Source organism: Pseudaestuariivita rosea (assembly GCF_017592335.1).
GTDB classification, from domain to species: Bacteria; Pseudomonadota; Alphaproteobacteria; order Rhodobacterales; family Rhodobacteraceae; genus Parasulfitobacter; species Parasulfitobacter rosea.
On record NZ_JACNMP010000020.1, the window covers coordinates 21,384 to 44,190 of the forward strand.

The 22,807-nt window shown below is 56.4% G+C and carries 21 protein-coding genes; 13 read left to right on the forward strand and 8 right to left on the reverse strand.

Going from position 1 to position 22,807, the window contains the following annotated elements; genetic code table 11:
- Window positions 1-54: 54 nt before the first annotated feature.
- Window positions 55-1,707, reverse strand: coding sequence for an electron transfer flavoprotein-ubiquinone oxidoreductase (locus H7848_RS13415; protein ID WP_208352380.1), 1,653 nt, complete (start codon window positions 1,705-1,707; stop codon window positions 55-57).
- A 242-nt stretch (window positions 1,708-1,949) separates the two neighbouring features.
- Between H7848_RS13415 and greA the strand changes: the two genes are divergently transcribed.
- Window positions 1,950-2,420 (forward strand): transcription elongation factor GreA, encoded by a 471-nt coding sequence (gene greA, locus H7848_RS13420; protein WP_208352383.1) that lies wholly within the window; start codon window positions 1,950-1,952, stop codon window positions 2,418-2,420.
- A gap of 17 nt (window positions 2,421-2,437) precedes the next feature.
- On the forward strand, window positions 2,438-3,406 hold the full coding sequence (locus tag H7848_RS13425) for a hypothetical protein (protein ID WP_208352385.1): 969 nt from the start codon (window positions 2,438-2,440) through the stop codon (window positions 3,404-3,406).
- Between the two features lie 511 nt (window positions 3,407-3,917).
- On the opposite strand, the gene H7848_RS13430 is transcribed toward H7848_RS13425, so the two are convergent.
- Window positions 3,918-4,289 (reverse strand): hypothetical protein, encoded by a 372-nt coding sequence (locus H7848_RS13430; protein WP_208352387.1) that lies wholly within the window; start codon window positions 4,287-4,289, stop codon window positions 3,918-3,920.
- A gap of 138 nt (window positions 4,290-4,427) precedes the next feature.
- Here H7848_RS13430 and ppsA point away from each other — a divergent pair, with 138 nt between their 5' ends.
- The 4 genes from ppsA to H7848_RS13450 all read left to right on the forward strand — a co-directional run bounded on the left by ppsA (window position 4,428) and on the right by H7848_RS13450 (window position 8,888).
- Window positions 4,428-6,821, forward strand: coding sequence for a phosphoenolpyruvate synthase (gene ppsA / locus H7848_RS13435; protein WP_208352388.1), 2,394 nt, complete (start codon window positions 4,428-4,430; stop codon window positions 6,819-6,821).
- A 221-nt stretch (window positions 6,822-7,042) separates the two neighbouring features.
- Entirely contained in the window at window positions 7,043-7,432 is a 390-nt protein-coding gene (locus H7848_RS13440) for a COG4315 family predicted lipoprotein (RefSeq protein ID WP_208352389.1), read from the forward strand.
- 32 nt (window positions 7,433-7,464) lie between these two features.
- Window positions 7,465-8,112, forward strand: coding sequence for an RNA polymerase sigma factor (locus tag H7848_RS13445; protein WP_237072743.1), 648 nt, complete (start codon window positions 7,465-7,467; stop codon window positions 8,110-8,112).
- A complete protein-coding gene (locus tag H7848_RS13450; RefSeq protein WP_208352391.1) occupies window positions 8,109-8,888 on the forward strand; it encodes an anti-sigma factor family protein in 780 nt (259 codons plus the stop codon). Before H7848_RS13445 ends, H7848_RS13450 begins: the two co-directional genes overlap by 4 nt.
- 185 nt (window positions 8,889-9,073) lie before the next feature.
- Here the strand turns inward: H7848_RS13450 and rpe are convergent, their stop codons facing one another.
- Complete coding sequence (rpe, locus tag H7848_RS13455) at window positions 9,074-9,769, reverse strand: ribulose-phosphate 3-epimerase (protein ID WP_208352393.1); 696 nt, start codon at window positions 9,767-9,769, stop codon at window positions 9,074-9,076.
- 105 nt (window positions 9,770-9,874) lie between these two features.
- Between rpe and deoC the strand changes: the two genes are divergently transcribed.
- Window positions 9,875-10,855 carry a deoxyribose-phosphate aldolase gene (deoC, locus tag H7848_RS13460; protein WP_208352396.1) on the forward strand — a complete coding sequence of 327 codons (981 nt, stop codon included), beginning with the start codon at window positions 9,875-9,877 and terminating at the stop codon, window positions 10,853-10,855.
- Between the two features lie 130 nt (window positions 10,856-10,985).
- Window positions 10,986-13,319 carry an aldehyde dehydrogenase family protein gene (locus H7848_RS13465; protein ID WP_208352399.1) on the forward strand — a complete coding sequence of 778 codons (2,334 nt, stop codon included), beginning with the start codon at window positions 10,986-10,988 and terminating at the stop codon, window positions 13,317-13,319.
- 5 nt (window positions 13,320-13,324) lie between these two features.
- Here the strand turns inward: H7848_RS13465 and hemN are convergent, their stop codons facing one another.
- Window positions 13,325-14,680: an oxygen-independent coproporphyrinogen III oxidase gene (gene hemN, locus H7848_RS13470; protein WP_208352401.1), complete on the reverse strand. Its 1,356-nt coding sequence runs from the start codon at window positions 14,678-14,680 to the stop codon at window positions 13,325-13,327.
- A gap of 71 nt (window positions 14,681-14,751) precedes the next feature.
- Here hemN and fnrL point away from each other — a divergent pair, with 71 nt between their 5' ends.
- The 3 genes from fnrL to H7848_RS20215 are packed head-to-tail and all read left to right on the forward strand — an operon-like array spanning window position 14,752 to window position 16,410.
- Complete coding sequence (fnrL, locus tag H7848_RS13475; protein ID WP_208352402.1) at window positions 14,752-15,492, forward strand: transcriptional regulator FnrL; 741 nt, start codon at window positions 14,752-14,754, stop codon at window positions 15,490-15,492.
- Window positions 15,476-15,919, forward strand: a complete 444-nt coding sequence (locus H7848_RS20210; RefSeq protein WP_336512100.1) for a PhzF family phenazine biosynthesis protein — start codon at window positions 15,476-15,478, stop codon at window positions 15,917-15,919. Before fnrL ends, H7848_RS20210 begins: the two co-directional genes overlap by 17 nt.
- Before the next feature lie 17 nt (window positions 15,920-15,936).
- Window positions 15,937-16,410: a PhzF family phenazine biosynthesis protein gene (locus tag H7848_RS20215; protein ID WP_272874408.1), complete on the forward strand. Its 474-nt coding sequence runs from the start codon at window positions 15,937-15,939 to the stop codon at window positions 16,408-16,410.
- A gap of 591 nt (window positions 16,411-17,001) precedes the next feature.
- Here H7848_RS20215 and H7848_RS13485 read toward each other — a convergent pair.
- From H7848_RS13485 to lgt, 4 genes are all read right to left on the reverse strand, one after another.
- Window positions 17,002-17,178 carry a hypothetical protein gene (locus H7848_RS13485; protein ID WP_208352404.1) on the reverse strand — a complete coding sequence of 59 codons (177 nt, stop codon included), beginning with the start codon at window positions 17,176-17,178 and terminating at the stop codon, window positions 17,002-17,004.
- Window positions 17,179-17,385: 207 nt separating this feature from the next.
- Window positions 17,386-18,141: a peptidoglycan editing factor PgeF gene (gene pgeF / locus H7848_RS13490; RefSeq protein WP_208352406.1), complete on the reverse strand. Its 756-nt coding sequence runs from the start codon at window positions 18,139-18,141 to the stop codon at window positions 17,386-17,388.
- Window positions 18,138-19,187, reverse strand: coding sequence for a class I SAM-dependent methyltransferase (locus tag H7848_RS13495; protein ID WP_208352410.1), 1,050 nt, complete (start codon window positions 19,185-19,187; stop codon window positions 18,138-18,140). The genes pgeF and H7848_RS13495 overlap by 4 nt, the downstream gene beginning before the upstream one ends.
- Entirely contained in the window at window positions 19,174-20,073 is a 900-nt protein-coding gene (gene lgt, locus H7848_RS13500) for a prolipoprotein diacylglyceryl transferase (protein ID WP_208352413.1), read from the reverse strand. The genes H7848_RS13495 and lgt overlap by 14 nt, the downstream gene beginning before the upstream one ends.
- A 98-nt stretch (window positions 20,074-20,171) precedes the next feature.
- On the opposite strand from lgt, the gene H7848_RS13505 reads away from it, so the two are divergent.
- Window positions 20,172-20,423 carry an accessory factor UbiK family protein gene (locus H7848_RS13505; protein WP_208352416.1) on the forward strand — a complete coding sequence of 84 codons (252 nt, stop codon included), beginning with the start codon at window positions 20,172-20,174 and terminating at the stop codon, window positions 20,421-20,423.
- A gap of 101 nt (window positions 20,424-20,524) precedes the next feature.
- Window positions 20,525-22,801 (forward strand): NADP-dependent malic enzyme, encoded by a 2,277-nt coding sequence (locus H7848_RS13510; protein ID WP_208352419.1) that lies wholly within the window; start codon window positions 20,525-20,527, stop codon window positions 22,799-22,801.
- Window positions 22,802-22,807: the final 6 nt, after the last annotated feature.

The following is a 22,807-nucleotide window of genomic DNA, read 5'->3' on the forward strand; positions in this document are numbered from 1 at the left end:
TTCTTCTGCCTACAATCCTTGCAGTTCAACAAAGGCGTGAATGTGTCTTCAATCTTACATATTTGGGTAATTTGGCCCGTCGCCCCCCTGGGGTGTTGCCCAATTTATGTTCTGACTGGGGTCTTTTATATCACAAGTTTTACAGTGTACGCAGTTTTGGAAGTTGATGACAAAGCGTGTGTCCTTGCCCTCTTCCTCGACGAACTCATAGACACCGGCCGGGCAATAACGTGCCGAGGGGCCTGCGTATTTCGGCAGGTTTATGTTCACCGGGATCGACGGATCAAGCAGCTTCAGATGCGCAGGCTGGCTTTCTTCGTGATTGGTCATCGAATAACTGACGTTGGTCAGCCGGTCGAAACTCAGCACACCGTCGGGTTTGGGATAGTCGATTTCCTTGTGATCCTTGGCCAGCCCCGTCGCCTCGGCGTCCGACTTGCCGTGTTTCAGCGTGCCAAGCAGCGAAAATCCGAACAGGTTGTTCGTCCACATATCAAACCCGCCAACGGCCAGCGACGCGGTTAGCCCGAATTTCGACCACAGCGGTTTTACATTGCGCACGCGCTTCAAGTCCTTGGCAATCGGACCGGTGCGCAGGCTGGTTTCATAGGCGTCCAGCGTATCACCGGCGCGACCCGCCTTGATCGCCTCATGCGCAGCCTCGGCCGCGGCAATACCCGACAACATCGCGTTATGGTTCCCCTTGATCCGCGGCACATTGACCAGACCGGCGGAACATCCCAGCAGAGCGCCACCAGGGAAGGCCACCTGAGGGATCGACTGCCAGCCGCCCTCGGAAATCGCGCGCGCACCGTAAGCCACGCGCTTGCCGCCTTTTAGCAACTCGGCCACCATCGGATGATGCTTGAACCGCTGGAATTCCATATAGGGGAACAGATGCGGGTTTTCGTAGTTCAGATGCACCACGAAACCCACGTAAACCTGATTGTTGCCCAGATGATAAATGAACGACCCGCCACCGGCGTTGCCACCCAAAGGCCAGCCCATCGTATGGGTCACAGTGCCTTCGCTATGCTTTTCGGGGTCGATTTCCCAAATTTCTTTCATGCCCAGCCCGAATTTCTGCGGCTCGGCGTCCTTGGCCAGATCGAACTTGGCCATGACCTGCTTTGACAGTGACCCGCGCACGCCTTCGGACAGGAAGACATATTTGCCGTGCAGCTCCATCCCTGGCTCATATCCGTCAGACGGCGTGCCGTCGGCGTTCAGGCCAAACTCACCGGCAACCACGCCCTTCACACTGCCATCCTCGGCATAAACCAGTTCCGAACAGGCCATACCGGGGAAAATCTCGACCCCCAGGCCCTCGGCCTGTTCTGCCATCCAACGACAGACGTTGCCCATGCTGACGATATAGTTGCCGTGGTTGTTCATCAGCGGTGGCATCAAGACATTCGGGATGCGCATCTGACCGGCTTCGCCCAACATATAAAAGTTGTCTTTCTTGACGGGCACGGTAATCGGGGCGCCCTTGTCCTTCCAATCGGGGATCAGCGCATCCAGACCGCTGGGGTCCAGCACCGCACCCGACAGAATATGCGCGCCCACCTCGGACCCCTTTTCCAACACGACCACGTCCAGGCTGTCATCCAGCTGCTTCAGCTTGATCGCGGCAGACAGGCCCGCGGGGCCGGCACCGACGATGACAACGTCATATTCCATGGTTTCGCGTTCGACTTCGGCCATTGTGGCTCTCCTCTTGGGCGTGGCTCTTTGTGTCTTCGCGACGTGGTATCGTGAAGCCTTTCGCACGGTCAATTGTGACACAGCGTTATATGGATGCAATCCGGCCTATGGCAGCGCTTTACAACCGATCTGCGACATTATATCCGCATTTCTCTTGCAATCGCTGGCCCACTGCGTTTGTCTGAACTGATCATAAAGATGCGAGTTATCGTTTTAATTCGAGTAGCCACAGAAGTCAGCCCATGGAAAAGATACCTTTGACCCGTGCGGGCCACACCCGCCTTGATGAAGAATTGAAGCGCCTGAAAACGGTCGAACGCCCGGCTGTGATCAAGGCCATCGCCGAGGCACGTGAACATGGTGATTTGTCCGAAAACGCCGAATACCACGCCGCCCGCGAAAAACAGAGCTTTATCGAAGGCCGCGTAAAAGAGCTTGAATCCATCCTGGGCCGTGCAGACGTGATCGATCCGTCGAAGATGTCCGGTCCCATCAAATTCGGTGCGACCGTGACGCTGGTGGACGAAGACACCGAAGAAGAAAAGACCTATCAGATCGTCGGCGAACCCGAAGCCGACATCGAAAAGGGTCTTTTGAACATAAAATCGCCGCTCGCACGTGCCCTGATCGGCAAGGATGAGGGCGATAGCATCGAAGTCCGCACACCCGGTGGTGACCGCGCCTATGAAGTGGTAAGCGTCGCGTATTCTTGACGTGATTAAAGGCTGCCATGGCGCATTCGGATAAAACGCCACTTATCCTGACGGACCCACCCAAGCCCAAGCTGATCACCTCGACCGAGGTGATCGCAGGTGCGCTGAGTGCTGTTTGGCTGGTGGCCTCGACCATCTTTTTCATCGCGCTCAAACCCGATACCAGCGTCTTGGGCGTCTTGGGCGTTCTGATGATCGTGCTGTCAGTTCTGTTGCCGATTGCGATGATCTGGGTGGCGGCATCGGCCGCGCGGTCCTTGCGGATCGTCCGCGAAGAAAGCGAACTGATGCGCCAGATGATGGACGGCATGCGCCAGAACTACATCAAACAGCAACAAAGCGGCGGCATGGTCGTCAAACCTGCCGCCCAACCCATCGCCGCGATTGCCAAAGCCAATGAACCGGCAGCTGCGCCGGAAGACCCCGTCGCCTTTTCGTCGGCCCGTGCCCACAATGGCGAAGAACCGGCGCAGTCCAGTCTGGCCTTCGACGGGCATCAAAACCACGACATCGCGCCCCTGCCGACCGAGGATCTGATCCGCGCGCTTCATTTCCCCGAAACAACCGATGATGCTGTGGGCTTTGCCTCGCTGCGCCGTGCTATGAAACATCCCGGCAGCAAAAAGCTGGTGCAATCCGCGCAGGATATGCTGACCCTGCTTAGTCAGGAAGGCATCTATATGGATGACCTGTCCTATGACCGCGCGCGGCCCGACCTTTGGCGCCGTTTTGCGCAGGGCGAACGCGGCCCGATGATGTCGGCCCTGGGCGGCGTGCATGACCGGTCGTCTCTGGCCCTGGCTGCCCAACGCATGCGCGACGACGCGATCTTCCGCGACGCGGCACACCACTTCCTGCGCCTGTTCGACAAGATGCTCAACAGTTTCGAACCTGATGCCTCAGACGCCGAAATCGACCGGTTCACGACGACCCGAACCGCGGTGGCCTTTATGCTGTTGGGCCGCGTGACCGGGATTTTCAGCTAGAGTGCGGTTTTGGAAATCTGCGTTGTGGATACTACGAAAGCAGGGCAGCGACCGGCCCGAGGGTGGGTGCTAAAAGCGCCCGCCCTGGGGGGCGGGTCGGGCGCTGCCCGGTGGTGCCCACCGGGCGGGATGATTGGACAAAGCGTTTCGGGCTTTAAGGACGCCGTTATCGAGATGCCCACGCGACAAGGTTAAAAAACCGTTAGTAGCGGCTCGAAAAGGTTAACATCGATTGTTTATGAAGTAACTCTACCCAAACCGTCCGCCTTGACGCACCCGTCCGCAACGGAAGAATCGTACAAACACCGTTTTCAGTTCGTACAAAACCTGCGTACAAAACGTACGAATTGTCACAAACGCGGTTCGCCGAGGGGCCAAAAGCACCGAAAATGTGCAATTTGCACATCTATTTTTAAGCAAAATTCCGATCGAACGGGCCGTTAACTTTCGTGACGTTGCGGCGCAAAATGCTCTAACCGATGAAAGCCCTGCTTTTACTGGAAAAATCGGCCTATTGGCGGCTGGACAGATAATCGATGGTAGCCAGCAACGCCGAAAGCAGTGCATGGGATAAAACCTTGCCGCGGCCGCTTCCGATAAACTCGTCATTGTCCTGCGACGACGACTGCCGCAAAGTGCATCGCCACTGCCCGTTCGGCTCGGTCGCCTTGCCTGTGATCCAAATGGTCCAGCCGGGCACAACATCGTCGATCAGGTGCAAAACCGCATCGGATGATTTGACATGATCCACCGTGATCGGACCGTCTGAACCATCGCCCACACGGTTCTGCATCATGAACGCAACGGCATCAGGCAGGTTGGTTGCATCATGTTGTTCGGCTTTTTCCAGACGATCACGGATATCTGCTAGGTCGACGGCCATGGGAATCCCTTTTTATAACTCCAATCCCTTGTTTTAAATGATTAATGCACCGGCGGTCTGCCGACCTTGATTTGTGTCAACGCCCCGAAGGATAGCGCAACCTAGGGTTCAACAAGGACTGATTAGAGGGGGATTCTCATGGGACAGCAAGACAAGATTGAAACGCAGAACCTGATCTGGCTTGAACACCTAAAGCGCGAAGATGTGGCGCTTGTTGGCGGCAAGAACGCGTCGCTGGGCGAAATGGTGCAATCGCTTGACGCAGGCCGTATCCGGGTGCCGCCCGGGTTTGCAACCACCTCACACGCCTACCGCCAATATATGCAAGCCAATGATTTTGGTCAGATTTTGCGGGATGAACTGGGCCAGTTGGCCTCGGGTCGTAAAACGCTGGCCGCCGCTGGCCGCGCCATCCGCGAAACCATTGTCAACGGCATCTGGCCGCGAGACATCGAAAACGATATCCGCGCCGCCTACCGCGAGTTGGGCGAACGACTGGGCCGCAAGGATCCGTCAGTCGCCGTTCGGTCCTCGGCCACTGCCGAAGACCTGCCCGATGCCAGCTTTGCGGGTCAACAGGAAACCTTTCTGAACATTGTGGGCGAAGATGCCCTGATGACCGCCTGCCGACGTTGCTATGCCTCGCTTTTCACCGACCGGGCGATAACTTATCGTGGAATCAATGGCTTCGACCATATGGAGGTCGCCCTGTCGATCGGCATTCAGCTGATGGTCCGGTCCGATATCGCCGGATCGGGTGTGATGTTTTCAATCGACACCGAAAGCGGCTTTGAAAAAACTGTCCTGATCAACGCCGCCTGGGGCCTGGGTGAAAACGTTGTGCAAGGCGCCGTCAGTCCCGATGAATATCAGGTCTATAAACCCTTCCTCGACCGCGATGATCTGGTGCCGATTGTGCATAAGTCATTGGGCGCCAAAGAAATAAAGATGATCTATGGCCGCGACGGTGACATGGCCACACGTAATGTCCCGACGTCCAAGGCCGAGCGCGGCAGTTTCGTTCTATCCGATCCCGAAATTCTGGAACTGGCCCGCGCCGCGGTGGAAATTGAGGCCCACTATGGCTGCCCGATGGACATGGAATGGGCCCGCGATGGCGAAGACAACCGCCTTTATATCGTGCAGGCACGTCCCGAAACCGTGCAATCCCGCGCCGAAACCGGGGCGATGAAAACCTATACCCTTGGGGATCGCGGCGAAAAGCTGCTGTCAGGTCTCAGCGTCGGCGGTGCCGTTGCGACGGGCGAGGTCTGCATCATCGAAAGCGCGGCCGACATTGACCGGTTTATTGATGGCGCGGTGCTGGTCACCTCAACCACGGACCCTGATTGGGTGCCGATCATGAAACGCGCCGCGGCGATTGTCACAGACCACGGCGGGCGCACGTCCCACGCGGCCATCGTCAGCCGTGAACTGGGTGTGCCAGCGGTCGTGGGCACAGGTAATGCCACGCATGTTTTGCACGACCACCAGATGGTCACAGTATCCTGCGCCGAGGGGGAAGAGGGCATTATCTATGCCGGAAAAGCCGAGGTCTCGGTCGAGGAAATTCACCTTGATCACGTGCCCGAAACGAAGACCAAGGTGATGCTGAACATCGCCAATCCGTCTGCCGCAGCCCGCTGGTGGCGCCTGCCCGCCGATGGCGTTGGATTGGCGCGGATGGAGTTTGTGGTAAACAACGACGTCAAAGTGCACCCGCTGGCCCTGACACGGTACGATCAGCTGACGTCGGAAGAAGACAAAGCGACCATCGACAAGCTGACCCAGGGGTACGACGACAAGTCTGAATACTTTGTCGACAAGTTGGCCATGGGCCTGTCGCGGATCGCTGCCGTCTGGTACCCCAACCCGACTATCATCCGGATGAGCGATTTCAAGACAAACGAATATGCTGAACTTCTGGGCGGTCAGATGTTCGAACCCAAGGAAGAAAATCCGATGATCGGGTTTCGCGGCGCATCGCGGTATTATTCTGACGGATATCGCGACGGATTTGCCCTGGAATGCCGCGCCATCAAACGGCTGCGCGAACAAATGGGTTTTGACAATGTCGTCGTCATGATCCCCTTCTGCCGCACGGTCGAGGAAGCCGACCGCGTTCTGCAGGTCATGGCGGATCAGGGTCTGACGCGGGGCGAAAATGGCCTGCAGGTCTATGTCATGTGCGAAATCCCGTCGAATGTGATCAATGCCGAGGCTTTTGCCGAACGGTTTGACGGGTTTTCGATCGGCTCTAACGATCTGACCCAACTGACCCTTGGCATTGACCGCGATGCGGAATCTCTGGCCGATCTGTTCAGCGAACGCGATCCGGCTGTTTTATGGATGATCGAAACGGCGATTTCGAAGGCCAAAACCGCGGGGCGTAAAATCGGTCTGTGCGGTCAGGCGCCCAGCAACGATCCCGAATTCGCGCGGCTGCTGGTGGATGCTGGCATAGACACAATCTCGGTCACGCCTGACAGTTACCTGGCGGTGAAAACGAACGTCGCCAAGGCCGAAGAATAGCTACGTAAAGGCCCTCCTGATGTTGTTCATTGGGTGGGCTAAACTGCAGGAATTATAGTTATTTCAGAGTTATCTATTTTATTTAATTAACAAAAACAAATACTTAAAAGATTTTTCAGAAGAAATACAAAATCCCCAGAATAAACCCAAAGCCCCAGGCGTAGTCATGGCAAGAGCAGCAAAGATGGTTGCTCACCCACATAAAAGTAGGAGCTTTGGACATGAAACTGATCGCCGCAATCACCTTGGGTTTAATCGTCGCCGGATGCGACCAGGCCTATGCAGACGGATATGGGTATGGGTCGAACGACGTGACCCCCGTTGCCGGGCACAGCGTCCTGACCGACGCAAACGGAATGACACTTTATACATTTGACCGCGATCAGGCAGGCACATCGAACTGCTATGACAGCTGTGCTGAAAGCTGGCCACCCTATCTGGTTGAACGCGGTGCCTCGGCCCCAGGCAAAGGCTTTACGGTGGTCGAACGCCGCGACGGCACGCGTCAGTGGGCCAAGAATGGCGCCCCGCTTTACCTCTGGGTTGGCGACCGTCAGCCTGGCGACACAACAGGTGACGGCGTTGGCGGCGTTTGGCACATCGCCCGTTGATCTGTCAGGCTGGGTGCCCATCTGCATCATGGATGGGCACCACCAACCCCTCAGGTGTCAAACTGCCGAAAACTGACCCGCATGGCATTGAACCCGACGTCAAGACTCGCCATGATGTCGGGACTGCAGCCATAGCTGCAAAGACGGGCCCGAAACAAATCAATGCGGTGGCGATGACACCTGATCAGTTCAAGACCCAGATGATCGGTCTTTTACCGCGGTTGCGCCGTTTTGCGCTAAGTCTGACACGGTCCGGCCCGGACGCAGACGATCTGTTGCAGGAAGCCTGTACAATCGCTCTTCAGCGCTGGCAGCAGTATGATCCTGCCCAGCCTATGGATCGTTGGATGTTTCGCATTGTTCGCAATCTTTGGATCAGTGAGGTCCGCAAACGCAAAACCCGTCAGGGGCAGGGCCAGGTGCCTGCCGAAGAGGCGACCGAACTGCAATCGCACGGCACTGCCGATGACATGCTGACCGCCCAGCAAATCCGCGGCAAGGTCGATAATCTGGACCCTGAACTGGCGCAGCCGCTGATGCTGGTCTGTGCCGAGGGCTACAGTTACCGCGAAACATCTGAATTGCTTGATATACCAATCGGAACGGTCATGAGTCGCATTCACCGGGCCCGAAAACTGCTTATATCCAGTCTGTCAGAGGAAGGATATGTGGCGCAATGACTGACCTGTCGCAAAAATTAAGTGCCTATCTGGATGGCGAGTTGGGCCCGGCCGAAGCCGAAGCGCTTGAGGCACAGCTGGCGTCCGATCCTGCCGTTCAGGCCGAATTGGATGCGCTGATCGGGGCTGATGCGATGGCACAGGAGCAGTTTGAGGATCAGCTGAACGATCCGGTTCCCTTTGAACTGGCGCAGATGATCAAGGCGACCCCGTTGCAGGAAAAACCTGCCTCTTCGAATATGAATACACGCCCGATCTGGGGGGCTCTGGCCGCCAGTCTGATCATGTTCGCCTTGGGCAGCGCTGGTGGATACTGGTTCAAGGGCCAGACCGAACAACCTGTTCAGGTGGCCAGTTGGTTACAGGACATCGCCGATTATCACGCCGTCTACGCCAGCCAGGGCCGCCATCTGGTTGAGGTCGGCGCGGATGAGTCCGACCATATCGAAACCTGGCTGGGCAATACGGTCGGTGCCAGTTTTATGATCCCCGATCTGGCTGAATTCGGTCTGACGTTTCAGGGCGGGCGGCTATTGGTGGCTAATGGCAAACCCGTCGCGCAGCTGATGTATCGGCAAGCGGATGGAACGGTGATCGCCCTGTGCCTGCAGCGCAGCAGTAGCGACGCCGAAGGTACCCTGGCCTTCCGCGAACGCACGATCAACGGCTTCGATTTCGTCAGCTGGACAGCAAATGGTGCTGATTACGTCGTGATCGGTCCCGAAGGTCAGCCGGAACTGGGTGCGATTGCGGAACAGGCGGCCGTCGAAATCTAGAACTTTGCACTGAAAATCTGAAACCTGCTGCTGCAAATACGAGGGCAGCGACAGACCGGCGGGTGGGTGCGAAGCGCCCGCCCGTGGGGGGGCGGTCGGGCGCTGCCCGGTGGTGCCCACCGGGCGAAAAACTTAGGGCAGAGTATTTAACGTCTGGAAAGACATTCTAAGCCGCGGCTATCACTCTATTCAGCTGCCAGCGCCGCAGCGGCCTGACGAATGGCGCGGATGTTATCTCCGTAAGGTGCAGGATTGCTGACCGACCCGCCTTTGAACACGGCTGATCCCGCGACCAGAACATCGGCCCCCGCAGCAACCACCCTCGGTGCAGTGTCAGCGGTCACGCCGCCATCAATTTCGATGTGAACCGGCCGATCCCCGATCATCGCGCGCAGCTTACGTACCTTTTCGACCTGAGACTGGATAAACTTCTGCCCGCCAAAACCGGGGTTCACCGTCATCACGCAAATCAAATCGACCATGTCCAGCAGATACTCGACACTCTCTGCAGGCGTGCCGGGGTTCAGTGCCACACCCGCCTTGGCCCCCGCGCCGCGGATCGCCTGCACGGTGCGGTGAATATGCGGGCCGGCCTCAACATGGGCCGTGATGATATCCGCCCCCGCCGTGGCAAAGGCCTCGATGTAGGGATCGACGGGTGCGATCATCAGGTGCACGTCCATAACACCCTTGATATGCGGACGGATCGCCGCGCAGGTCGCTGGACCAAAGGTGATATTCGGCACAAAATGCCCGTCCATCACGTCAACATGCACCCAATCGGCGCCTTGCGCCTCGATTGCCTCACACTCGGCGCCGAAATTGGCGAAATCGGCTGACAGAATCGATGGGGCAATTTTGACTGATCGGTCGAAGGTCATATGCAGAGTCCTATGGTGCGTCCTGCTGATCTACGCCCTTTGCCGCGCGCCATCAAGGCTTGTACTTGCCGCGCCCCCGTGACAGATTTTATGGGGGAGGGCGCAATGAACAAAACAGCCACAACTCAACTGCCGCTTGCTGTTGAACGCCGCAACGACGGTATGGCGCTGGATCTGGATTGGGTGCGCGGGGCGCAGGCCAATACATCCGCCATCGAACGCCGCGCCGTGACCCTGCCCGGACGCCGGTCGGTGAAGAAAGACTATCAGGCGGCTTGGCTTTTGAAGGCAATCACCTGCATCGATCTGACGACGCTTGCGGGGGACGACACGCCCGGTCGCGTCCGTCGTTTATGTGCAAAGGCGCGCCACCCGGTCCGGTCCGATCTGCTGGCCGCGCTGGATATGCCACCCCTGACCGTGGGTGCGGTTTGCGTCTATCACGATATGGTCCCGACCGCCGTGCAGGCGTTGCAGGGGTCGGGCATCCCCGTCGCCGCTGTCTCAACCGGGTTCCCCGCGGGCCTGTCGCCCTTCCATTTGCGGGTCGAGGAAATCCGCGAAAGCGTCAAGGCAGGCGCGGACGAGATCGACATCGTCATTTCCCGTCGCCATGTCCTGACCCAGAACTGGCAGGCGCTTTACGACGAAATGCGCGCTTTTCGTGAGGCCTGCGGTGACGCCCATGTCAAAGCGATCCTGGCGACCGGAGAGTTAGGCACGCTGCGCAACGTCGCCCGCGCGTCGCTGATCTGTATGATGGCCGGGGCGGATTTTATCAAAACGTCCACCGGGAAAGAGCCGGTCAATGCGACACTGCCTGTGACTCTGGTGATGATCCGCGCGATCCGCGACTATTATCAATGCACCGGGCTGCGCGTGGGCTACAAACCCGCGGGCGGCATCAACAAGGCCAAAGATGCGCTGGTCTATCTGGCGATGATCAAAGAAGAACTGGGCGACCGCTGGCTGCAGCCCGACCTGTTCCGCTTTGGCGCGTCCAGTCTGTTGGGCGATATCGAACGGCAGTTAGAACACCACGTGACAGGCGCCTATTCGGCCGCGTGGCGGCATGGGATGGGGTGATGATAACTAATACCAACATATCGCCCGGTGGGCACCACCGGGCAGCGCCCGACCGCCCCCCATGGGCGGGCGCTTCACGCCCACCCGCGGACGGTCGCAGCCCTCAATCCTATGGCATCTGGATATACTCATGACCATAAAAGAAAAATTCGACACCATGGACTATGGCCCAGCCCCCGAAAGCGCGGCGGAGGCGTTAGAGTGGATCAAGGGCTTTGATGGTAAGTTCGGGCACTTCATCGACGGCACCTTCACCAAACCCGGCAAAACATTCGCAGCCAAAAACCCGGCCACTTGCGAAACGCTGGCCAAGCTGACACAGGCCATGGCAAACGATGTCGATGCCGCCGTCACCTCCGCCCGCAAGGCCCAACCCAAATGGGAAAAATCGGGCGGCCACGCCCGCGCACGGGTGCTTTATGCTCTGGCCCGGCTGCTGCAAAAACACGCCCGGCTTTTCGCGGTGCTGGAGACGCTGGACAATGGCAAACCCATCCGCGAAAGCCGCGATATCGACATCCCACTGGCCCAACGGCATTTCTACTATCACGCGGGCATGGCGCAACTGATGGACACCGAGCTGCCTGACCGTCAGGCCTTGGGTGTCTGCGGGCAGATTATCCCGTGGAATTTCCCCCTGCTGATGCTGGCGTGGAAGATCGCGCCGGCGCTGGCCATGGGCAACACGGTCGTCCTGAAACCCGCCGAATACACATCCCTGACCGCGATTTTGTTTGCCGATATCTGCCGTCAGGCGGGTGTACCCAAGGGCGTCGTGAACATCGTCACCGGCGACGGCGCGGTGGGCGAAATGATCGTACAGGCGGACGTCGACAAGATCGCCTTCACCGGCTCAACCGCCGTGGGTCGCCGCATTCGCGAAGCGACCGCAGGCACGGGCAAGGCTTTGACGTTGGAACTGGGGGGCAAATCCCCTTACATCGTTTTTGACGACGCCGATCTGGATAGTGCTGTTGAGGGGTTGGTCGACGCCATCTGGTTCAATCAGGGCGAGGTCTGCTGCGCGGGCAGTCGTCTGTTGGTGCAGGAAGGCATCGCCGATCGCTTTTATGACAAGCTGCGCGCCCGGATGGAAAACCTTCGCATTGGTGATCCGCTGGACAAATGTATCGACGTCGGCGCGGTCGTGGACCCCGTTCAACTGGACAGCATCCGCGCCAAAGTCGCAGCCAATGACGAAGGTGAGATATTCCAAGCGGGCCAAGTCCCTGAAAAAGGCTGCTTTTATCCGCCCACACTGATCACGGGGCTCTCGCCCGCCTCAAACTTGATGCAGGACGAAATCTTTGGCCCCGTCCTGTGTGCCACGACCTTCCGCACACCGGGTGAGGCCGTCGAGATTTCAAATAATTCCCGCTATGGGCTGGCCGCGACGGTCTGGACGGAAAACGTGAACCTGGCGCTGGATATGGCGCCCAAGTTGAAAGCGGGGATCGTCTGGGTTAACGTCACGAACCTTTTCGACGCGGCTGTGGGTTTCGGCGGGGTGCGCGAAAGCGGCTTTGGTCGCGAAGGCGGGTGGGAGGGGCTGAGCGCCTACACAAAATCCAAAACCAAGCCCAAGGCCCTGAAACCCATTGCGGCTTTTGCAGGTGATGAGGGCCCGTTTGACCCTATAGACCGCACCGCCAAGCTATATATCGGCGGCAAACAGGCGCGGCCGGATGGGGGCTATTCCCGCCGGGTCTGGGGACCAAAAGGCGCGCTGCTGGGGCATGTCTCCATCGCCAATCGCAAGGATGTCCGCAACGCGGTCGAGGCAGCCCATGCCGCCAAGTCATGGTCCACCACCACCGGGCACCTGCGCGCGCAGATCCTGTATTATATCGCCGAAAACCTGTCGGCCCGCGCCGATGAATTCGCCGCACGGCTGAACGAAATGCAGGGCGGAAAGTCGGGGCAGGATGAGGTCGGACAGGCCATTGACAGTCTGTTCACCTATGCCGCCTGGGCCGATAAATACGACGGGCAAATCCATAATGTGCCAATCCGCGGTGTCGCGCTGGCCATGAAAGAACCCGTCGGTGTGATAGGTGCGTTTTGTCCGGATGAGGCACCGCTGCTTGGCTTGGTGTCAGTCATGGCGCCCGCCATCGCGATGGGCAACCGCGTGGCTCTGGTAGCGTCAGAGCCGTTCCCTCTGGCGGCCACGGATTTCATTCAGGTGTTAGAGACATCCGACGTGCCGGGTGGTGTCGTGAACATTCTGACCGGGTCGCATGCTGAACTGGCCGAGCCCATGGCGTCGCATATGGATGTTGACGCTGTTTGGAGCTTTTCATCGTCAGACATCAGCGGCGTGGTCGAAAAATCCGCCACACTGAACCTGAAACGTACATGGGTCAATCATGGCATGGCACGGGACTGGTGGGCGAACGACGCCCGCACGTTTCTGGATGCGGCAACCGAGGTGAAGAACATCTGGGTACCCTACGGCGAATAATCCGGTCAGATCGCGTGCGAATGTCCCGCTTGGTCCAGCGCATAGGCATCGAAACAGCGCGCGATCATTCGCGTCAGTGGCCGCCCTTTGACCGGGATTTCAAGCCCGTTTTTGGTCACGGCGACCATGCCGGGAAAGGCACTTAATGCCTTCTGATAAAGCGCGCCCAGCTCTTTCACACTGACCTGATAATCGCTTAGAAGTTCGTTCGTGCTAACCTTGAAATCGCACATCAGGGCTTCGATGATGCGGCTGTGCAGGGCATCTTGTGGTGTCATCGCATGGCCCCGGCTGGTCGCAAATTGCCCATCCCGCAGTGCGCCGGTGTATTTCGACGTGGCAGGCTGGTTCTGCGCATAGCCTTGCGGAAAACGCGAAATGGCCGAGGCCCCGACACCGATCAGCACCTGTGATGTATCGTCGGTGTAGCCCTGAAAATTGCGCCGCAGCTGGCCTGCACGTTGCGCCACGGCCAGACCATCATCATGTTTGGCAAAATGGTCGATACCGATATCCACATAACTGTCCCAGGCGAAAAGCTGTTGCGCGGTTTCAAACAGTTGCAGACGTTCCTCGGGCGTGGGAAGCGCATCGGACGGGATCATCCCCTGACGTCGGGCCATCCAGGGCACATGCGCATAGCCATAAAGCGCCACACGATCCGGCGACAGGCTCAGCAGCATTTGAACGCTATCGGCGATTTTTTCGCGGCTTTGATGGGGCAGGCCATAAAGGATATCTGCGTTCAGAGAATGGATGCCAACGTCGCGCAACGCGTCCGCGGCCTTTTTCGTAATGTCATAGGATTGCTGGCGACCGATGGTTTTCTGGATATCTTCGTCAAAGTCCTGAATTCCGATCGAGGCACGGTTCATGCCCAGATTGGCAAGGGTGCTGATACGGGTGTCGTCGATCTCATTCGGGTCAATTTCCACGGAAAATTCATAGCTGGCCGCCAAAGGAGCGGTCGCAAAAATCGCACCGGCCAGCTTTTCCATCAGTGCGGGCGGAAGCAAAGTGGGCGTACCCCCACCCCAATGCAGCCGCGCCAACTTTGTACCCTGTGGCAGTCGCTGTTTCAGCAAATCAAGTTCGGACAGCAGCGTGTCGACATAAGCCTGTACGGGGGCATCCGATTTTGTGCCTTGTGTGCGGCAGGCGCAGAACCAGCACAGACGGCGACAAAATGGCACATGCACATAAAGCGATATGTCAGAATTCGGCGGAATATCAGCGATCCAATCAGCATATTCCGCTGGCCCTACGGCGTCAGAAAAATGTGGTGCCGTGGGATAACTGGTGTAGCGGGGCACTTTTGCATCAAAAAGGCCAAGCTGTCGGAGTTGCGTCATGGTGCTCATGCGCATAGGTTTAGGATAGTGTGGTCACACGGTGCTTTGATACAGATCAAAATATCAAGGGCGGAGAAAATATGCAGGATCTTAAGCCAACCTCTCAGGACTGTTCGGACTGTCCGATCCGTCACCGTGCCGTCTGCGCCCGGTGTGAGCAGGATGAGCTTAAGCTGCTGGAAGAAATCAAATATTATCGCAGTTTTGAGGCCGGCCAGACCGTCATTTGGCAAGGTGACAAGATGGAGTTCGTGGCCTCGGTTGTGACCGGCATTGCTTCGCTGACCCAAACGATGGAAGACGGACGCCGCCAGATGGTGGGTCTTTTGTTGCCCTCCGATTTTGTCGGCCGCCCCGGACGCGAGCATGCAGCTTACGATGTTGTGGCCACCACCAATCTGGTGATGTGCTGTTTTCGCCGCCGCCCCTTTGAACAGCTGATGATAACGACGCCGCATATCGCGGAACGTCTGTTGCAGATGACGCTGGATGAACTGGATGCGGCCCGCGAATGGATGCTGCTGTTGGGCCGCAAAACCGCGCGCGAAAAAATCGCAAGCCTGCTGGCAATTATTGCTCAGCGTACGGCGGCTTTGGATCAGGCGGTAACGAACAACAGTTTGTCCTTTGACCTGCCGCTGACACGCGAAGCGATGGCAGATTATCTGGGGCTGACCCTGGAAACCGTCAGTCGCCAGATCAGCGCATTGAAAAAGGATGGCGTGATCCATCTGGAAGGCAAACGTGCTGTGACCATTCCTGATATGAACATGCTGCTGGATGAAGCAGGCGACGACAGCGACGGTGGCATGCTTGCCTGAGCGGCTTGAGTTCGTCACCTACGACGTTTTCACCGACACGCGCTTTGCAGGTAATCCCTTGGCCATTGTGTTGGGCGCCGATGATCTGACCTGCGCACAGATGCAGACCATCGCGCGGGAATTCAATCTGTCTGAGACGATCTTTGTTCAGACACCCACAGACCCATCGCACCGCGCCCAGGTTCGTATATTCTTTCCAACAGCCGAAATCCCCTTTGCCGGGCATCCCACCATTGGCTGCGCGATTTACCTGGCGACACTGGATCATCCGACGGGTGATTTCGACGTGCCACTCGTGCTTGAGGAACAGGCGGGCCTCGTCCCCGTTCAGGTCACACGCAAGGCCGGTCAGGTGCGCGCTGAGTTCTTGGCCCCCGTTTTACCCTTTCAGCCGGACCAGGGGCAGGTGCCTGAGATATCGATCTGATCTGCGCGGCAACCGGATTGCGACCCGAACAGATTGTGACGGATCGTCTAAAGCCGGGGTTGGGGCAGGGCGGCCCCAGTTTTCTGTATATTCCGGTCGTGGATATTGATGCCTTGGCGCAGGTTCACGCCTCTCAGCCCGCGTGGTCGCAAATGATGAACGTCGCCGTCGTCGACAGTGGCTATTTTTATGTGTTGCAGGGGCAAAACCAGATCCGCGCCCGCATGCTGTCACCTACGGCAGGCATTCCCGAAGACCCCGCCACCGGATCAGCCGCGGCTATTTTAGCAGATCAATTGCTGCGGGCGGGTTTGTTGAAGACTGGCGAAAACAGCTTCACGATCCGCCAAGGCATCGAAATGGGTCGTCCCAGTGACATCGGGACGCGCGCAGTGATCCAATCAGACAAATTGCAGTGTGTCTATGTCAATGGTACCGCCGTTCAAGTGATGTCAGGTCAGTTACGTTGCCCTGAATTCCGGAAAATTTAATTTATTTAGAAATTGATAACAAATTGCTCTGGTGTTGGGTGTGTGACTCTGATCTGGACAGTGTTGTTCATGTGAATTTTGTTTGTAGTAGCCTGGTTTGTTGTTCTTATAAATAATTCTGTTGGAACATGCGCCCGTTCAAGACAGAAATTCTGCCCGTAAGCGGCACGTAGAATTGTGTCGATACGTGGATATGCGACCTTTGATCAGAAAGGCGACCTCTATTGTGCAATGAGGCTAGCTTGCACCGAGGTCGCCTAAACTGAACGAGCGACGAATAATTTACCGGGCCAAGGGCAGGATCATTCTTGATCATGGAATGCCCATTCTGGAGAAAACGGACTTTCAACGGCTGATTCGGCCCTAAGAAACAAACACCAACTAAGTAGGCGTAAATTTGCCGATTGATCGTGGTGCTGTCAATTATTTCCTGACAGAAAACCGTCTTTTGGGATCACATTTTTTTGGGGTTAGGAAAATGCCTTGCTAACAAGGCGATATCGCCAGATTAAATTGCACAAGAATTAATCGTGAAAGCAAGCCTTTGTCTTTGAAGTATAAAAATTCTAATTTATTAGAATGAACGTACCGTTATTCACCAGCGATATGAGCATCTTCTTTCAGCCGCTGAAACATCGCTTTTCTGCGCGATCCACGGGCCCACGGCATTTGAAAATTTTCCCTATCGGTTGCATCAAGAATGGATTGGACCCACGTGTTTTCAGAAACTGTCATTTCACGACCTTCTATCACTTCATAATGCATCATGCCGAGCGACCCTTATTACTTGGTTAATACTATGATGAAGATCTTTTGCGGCGTGGTTTTGTCAGAAGCATGACGATTATCGCCAATTTTTAATTACCTATGCATTTATGGTAGAAAGGCCGACAGTGTTAAAAACAACGTGTTTAAAGCGGCAATAATCTGAAGTCTGGCAAGAATTAGACCAAAATTGACATCATCACGCCAGATTCAGAGACGGATGGCCGAAATAAGACGACCGTAGTCGACTTCTTTCTGATGCACGCTGCGTCTGTAGCTGTAAAAGCGCTTAGGATCGGAATAGGTACAGTGTCCGGTCCAACTGGCCGATGCAATACCGGCCCGGCGCAGACGGTGTAGTCCAAAACCCGGCAAGTCAAAATGGTATCGATCCCCATAACCATTGGCAAAAAATCGGCTGTTATCTGTATCTTCTGCAATGAACTGATCAAGAAACTCTGGCCCGACCTCATAAACACGCTGACTGATGGATGGGCCAATCACGGCTCTGATATTTTCACGCATGGCCCCGGTACGGACCATCGCATCTATCGTCGCTTCAAGCACGCCGCCAAGGGCCCCTTTCCAGCCGGCATGTGCTGCACCGATAATGCTATTGTGGCGATCAGCAAACAGAACCGGTTGGCAATCTGCGGCCAAGACCCCAAGCCCCAAACCGGGAACCCTCGTCACCATGGCATCAGCCTGTGTATGCGCATCGCGTGCGTCTTCGATGACGACCACGTCAGACGAATGTACCTGATGTACGGTCAGCAGATCATCTTGGCCGACGTTCATCGCTGCTGCGACACGGGCGCGATTGATTGCGACAACCTCGGCCTGGTCTGAACTGCCCATGCCGCAATTCAGGCCACTGAAAACACCCGATGACGCCCCGCCACGACGGGTAAAGAACCCGTGACGCACGCCGTCCAGTTCGTCAGAGGTCAGAATTTCCAGTGTCATCCCTCAAGCCCAGGTGGTGGTTTTTGCGATGTTGAATAGAATCCCATCGTTTTGAATAGCGTTCCCATTTCTTCGGGGTGCGTCAAGCGACGATGTGCAGCGACATGCGTCTTCAGCGCCGGACCATCAAGCTGACGGGCCAGAATCTGCGCACGTTCGGTGATGCCCAAACGTTCCAGAAAGACGCCCTGGGGTGTTAGCCTTGTGTGGGCGCAAGGGGCTGCCTGCGCAAGCATCTCAAAATCAACATGCGTGGTCAGATCGGCCTGGCCGGGTGTTTCCAGCGGATTAATGGGGTTATGGGATTTCAGTGCCTGCAGAGTGTTGCCCAGACTGCGCCATTCACCATAATCAAAAATCAGCGCGGCACCGCCGTGATTTTCGATGTGTTCACCGATCTGGCATGCGATAGTACGTGCAGGGCGGCAGAATTCTACGATATCATCTTCGGCTGTGTCTTCCAGCCGATGCGACAGATCATGAACAGGACGCGGCGGCATCAGCGCAAATGCCAGATCATCCCCGTTAACAGTAATGCAGCGTTCCGCCCACGCAGCACCACGTCGCACGAATTGATGTACCGGCAAGGCATCAAAAAATTCATTCGCCACAAAATAAGCGGGGCAATCCGGCAAGCTATTCAGATTATCATGCCATATTACAGGTCCCAGTGTCTGTTTTTGTATCTCTTTCAATGCCGCTGAGGTTTCGATCAAATGAACCTGAGCGTTGGAAAAGCCAGGAACATGTCTGGTCGCACGCAGGATGTCCTTCATCAGGGTGCCGCGACCCGGACCCAGTTCAACCAGAAGAAATTCCGCAGGCGCCCCTTGATCCAGCCATGTCTGGGCCAGCGATAATCCAACCAATTCGCCGAACATCTGGCTGATTTCCGGCGCTGTAATGAAATCGCCAGATGCACCGAAGGGATCGCGCGTCGCATAGTAACCATAACGAGGATGCATCAAACACTGGTGCATGTATTCGGCAATCGTCATGGGGCCAGATGTGGCAATCTGTTGGATCAGCAGCTCACGCAGGCTCATGCTGTCGGGTCCGGCGGGCGTATTGGATCAGGATGATGCCAAAGATGATCATGGGCAGCGACAGAAGCTGACCTGCCGTCAGGCCATACCCCTGAATATGCACATAAAAGCCGATCGGATTGATTTCGCTGACAAACTGCGCATCAGGCTGCCGGACAAATTCGACCATAAAGCGGGCCAGACCGTATCCGATTAGAAAAACACCGCCGACAAGGCCGGGTGTTCTAAGCGCACCGCGTCGCCAGACCAGATAGATCAGAACCGCACCCAAAATCAGCCCCTCTAGCAATGCTTCATAAAGCTGCGACGGGTGCCGCGCGCATAGACCGACGATGTCAGGGCAGTTCTGCGCTGCTCGCCCAGGAAAAATCACACCCCACGGCAGATCGGTTGGCCTACCCCAAAGCTCGGCATTGATGAAATTCGCAATGCGCCCCAACAACAAACCAGGGGGTGTCGCCAAGGCAATGGCGTCACCTACAGATAGCTTTGGAATGTCATAGCGCCGACAATAGATATAGGCTGCTAATATAACGCCCAGAAAGCCGCCGTGAAAGGCCATGCCGCCTTCCCATACCATGAAGATCGCCAGTGGATCCTGAAGATACTCCATGGGCTTATAGAAAATCACATAGCCCAGGCGCCCCCCTAGAATGACCCCCAAAACCAACCACATTAAAAGATCGTCAATCTGCTGACGCGTCAGGGGTGGGGTATTGTTGGGCCATAAAGCAGGTTGCTTGGTCGCGCGGATCACCAGCGTAACACCTATGATGATGCCGACAATATAGGCCATAGCGTACCACCGCAGGGCAAAGTCGAAGCCGCCAATAGAAATCGAAAAGATCTCGGGCGAGATATCGGGGAATGGGATGGCTGCAAGCATAAATGCGTTCCTGCTGTGACGATGCGATAAAGTCAACCTTGTGACTTCGCCTTTTGCAGCCCATATATAAAATCAATGTGATGCTTAAGGGACGAATGATGCAGACCCGTAATAAAATTTTTGACGATATCTCTCAGTTGATGACGAATGCGATGGGCGTGGCCCAAGGCGCCAAAGACGAAGCCGAGACGGCCTTTAAAGGTATGGTTGACCGTTGGCTGGCTGATCGTGATTTCGTCACGCGCGAGGAATTCGAAGCCGTTCGTACAATGGCACAAAAGGCACGTGAAGAAAACGCAGCCCTTTTGGCACGCATCGAAGCGCTGGAAGCTAAGGGCAAGAAAAAATAGCCGAAAGCCAGCGGTTTTAACTCTTGCAAACTATCGGCTTTTCAAAGCTGTGAAAAATAGTTTAACGTTAAACAAATTCTGGGGATGAAGGATTTGTTTGTATGAACGACGGCGCGAATGATGGCCTGCGGCAGGCTGCACTTGACTATCACGCATATCCAAAGCCTGGAAAACTAGAGGTCCGTGCGACAAAGCCTTTGGCGAATGGTCGCGACCTGGCACGTGCCTATTCACCGGGTGTTGCCGAAGCCTGTCTTGAAATCCAATCCAATCCCGCCAGCGCATCCACGTATACCGCCCGCGGTAACCTTGTTGCGGTTGTTTCGAACGGGTCCGCCGTTTTAGGTCTTGGCAACATCGGCGGTTTGGCGTCAAAACCTGTGATGGAAGGCAAGGCGGTTCTGTTTAAGAAATTTGCCAATATTGATTGTTTTGATATCGAACTGAACGAAACTGATCCGGAACGATTGGCCGATATTGTCTGCGCGCTGGAACCCACTTTTGGCGCGATCAATCTGGAAGATATCAAAGCGCCTGATTGCTTTATCGTGGAAAAGCTGTGCCGCGAACGGATGAATATCCCCGTTTTCCATGATGATCAGCATGGAACGGCTATTGTGGTGGGGGCCGCTGCCAGTAATGCACTGCGCGTCGCCGATAAAAAATTCGAAGATATCAAGATCGTCTCAACGGGTGGTGGGGCTGCTGGCATTGCGTGCCTGAACATGCTGTTGAAATTGGGGGTGCGACGCGAAAACGTTTGGCTGTGCGATATCGATGGGCTGATCTACGAGGGCCGAGATAGCAGTATGACCCCACAGAAAGCCGAATATGCGCAGAAAAGCGATCTGCGCACGCTGGATCAGGTGATTGAAGGTGCGGATTTGTTTCTTGGACTGTCGGGCCCGAATGTTCTGACGCCCGAAATGGTGGGTAAGATGGCGGCGCAGCCTATCATCTTTGCTTTGGCCAACCCGACGCCTGAAATCATGCCTGACCTGGCGCGGGAAGTTGCTCCAAACGCTATCATCGCGACAGGGCGCAGCGATTTTCCCAATCAGGTCAATAACGTGCTGTGTTTCCCGTTTATCTTTCGCGGTGCATTGGATGTCGGTGCGACCGATATCAATGATGAGATGAAAATCGCCTGCATCGAAGGTCTTGCCGAACTTGCCCGCACCACCACCAGTGCCGAGGCCGCCGCGGCCTATCAGGGTGAACAGATGACCTTTGGGCCGGACTACCTGATCCCCAAACCCTTTGATCCCCGCCTGATGGGCGTTGTGGCCAGTGCAGTGGCCAAGGCCGCAATGGAAACCGGCGTGGCCACGCGCCCGCTAGAGGATATGAAGGCCTATAAGGCCAAGCTGAACCAGTCGGTTTTCAAGTCAGCCCTGCTGATGCGCCCTGTGTTCGAGGCGGCTGCAACCGCCAACCGCCGCATCGTTTTTGCCGAAGGCGAAGATGAACGGGTGCTTCGCGCTGCTCAGGCGATGATGGAGGAACACACCGATATACCCGTTCTGATCGGTCGCCCGGATGTGATCGAAACCCGCTGCCAGCGTCTGGGGCTTAGCATTTGTGCGGCAGACATGCAGATCGTGAATCCTGAGAATGACCCGCGGTACCGCGAATATTGGGGCACATATCATGCGCTGATGGCACGCCGTGGGGTCACCCCCGATCTGGCCCGCGCCATCATGCGGACGAACACCACCGCAATCGGCGCTGTCATGGTGCATATGGGCGAAGCCGACAGCATGATCTGCGGTACTTTCGGCCAGTATCTGTGGCATCTGAATTACGTCGAACAGGTTTTGGCGACCGGGGATATGCGCCCGGTTGGTGCGCTCAGCCTGATGATCCTGGAAGATGGCCCGCTTTTTATCGCCGACACGCAGGTTCATCCCGAACCATCGCCTGAACAGATCGCCGAGGCCACGGTTGGTGCAGCGCGTCATGTCCGCCGTTTTGGAATTACGCCGAAGATCGCGCTGTGTTCGCATTCTCAGTTCGGCAATCTGGATTGTGATACGGGCCGTCGAATGCGCGCGGCGTTGGAAATTCTGGATGCAGCCCCGCGCGATTTTATCTACGAAGGCGAAATGCACATCGACAGCGCCCTGGACCCGGAACTGCGCAACCGGATTTTCCCCGACGCCCGGATGGAAGGCGCGGCGAATGTCGTGATTTTTGCCAATGCAGATGCCGCCTCGGGCGTGCGAAACGTACTTAAGATGAAGGGTGGCGGGCTTGAGGTCGGCCCGATCCTGATGGGTATGGGCAACCGCGCGCATATCGTAACCCCGTCGATCACTGCGCGTGGATTGCTGAATATGTCAGCTTTAGCCGGAACGCCGGTGACGCATTACGGATAGCTTGAA

Bases quoted from the DNA above. Each gene is read 5' to 3' on its own strand.
- H7848_RS13415 (WP_208352380.1), bottom strand. From the start codon at position 1,707: ATGGCCGAAGTCGAACGCGAAACCATGGAATATGACGTTGTCATCGTC.
- greA (WP_208352383.1), top strand. From the start codon at position 1,950: ATGGAAAAGATACCTTTGACCCGTGCGGGCCACACCCGCCTTGATGAA.
- H7848_RS13425 (WP_208352385.1), top strand. From the start codon at position 2,438: ATGGCGCATTCGGATAAAACGCCACTTATCCTGACGGACCCACCCAAG.
- H7848_RS13430 (WP_208352387.1), bottom strand. From the start codon at position 4,289: ATGGCCGTCGACCTAGCAGATATCCGTGATCGTCTGGAAAAAGCCGAA.
- ppsA (WP_208352388.1), top strand. From the start codon at position 4,428: ATGGGACAGCAAGACAAGATTGAAACGCAGAACCTGATCTGGCTTGAA.
- H7848_RS13440 (WP_208352389.1), top strand. From the start codon at position 7,043: ATGAAACTGATCGCCGCAATCACCTTGGGTTTAATCGTCGCCGGATGC.
- H7848_RS13445 (WP_237072743.1), top strand. From the start codon at position 7,465: ATGGGCACCACCAACCCCTCAGGTGTCAAACTGCCGAAAACTGACCCG.
- H7848_RS13450 (WP_208352391.1), top strand. From the start codon at position 8,109: ATGACTGACCTGTCGCAAAAATTAAGTGCCTATCTGGATGGCGAGTTG.
- rpe (WP_208352393.1), bottom strand. From the start codon at position 9,769: ATGACCTTCGACCGATCAGTCAAAATTGCCCCATCGATTCTGTCAGCC.
- deoC (WP_208352396.1), top strand. From the start codon at position 9,875: ATGAACAAAACAGCCACAACTCAACTGCCGCTTGCTGTTGAACGCCGC.
- H7848_RS13465 (WP_208352399.1), top strand. From the start codon at position 10,986: ATGACCATAAAAGAAAAATTCGACACCATGGACTATGGCCCAGCCCCC.
- hemN (WP_208352401.1), bottom strand. From the start codon at position 14,680: ATGAGCACCATGACGCAACTCCGACAGCTTGGCCTTTTTGATGCAAAA.
- fnrL (WP_208352402.1), top strand. From the start codon at position 14,752: ATGCAGGATCTTAAGCCAACCTCTCAGGACTGTTCGGACTGTCCGATC.
- H7848_RS13485 (WP_208352404.1), bottom strand. From the start codon at position 17,178: ATGATGCATTATGAAGTGATAGAAGGTCGTGAAATGACAGTTTCTGAA.
- pgeF (WP_208352406.1), bottom strand. From the start codon at position 18,141: ATGACACTGGAAATTCTGACCTCTGACGAACTGGACGGCGTGCGTCAC.
- H7848_RS13495 (WP_208352410.1), bottom strand. From the start codon at position 19,187: ATGAGCCTGCGTGAGCTGCTGATCCAACAGATTGCCACATCTGGCCCC.
- lgt (WP_208352413.1), bottom strand. From the start codon at position 20,073: ATGCTTGCAGCCATCCCATTCCCCGATATCTCGCCCGAGATCTTTTCG.
- H7848_RS13505 (WP_208352416.1), top strand. From the start codon at position 20,172: ATGCAGACCCGTAATAAAATTTTTGACGATATCTCTCAGTTGATGACG.
- H7848_RS13510 (WP_208352419.1), top strand. From the start codon at position 20,525: ATGAACGACGGCGCGAATGATGGCCTGCGGCAGGCTGCACTTGACTAT.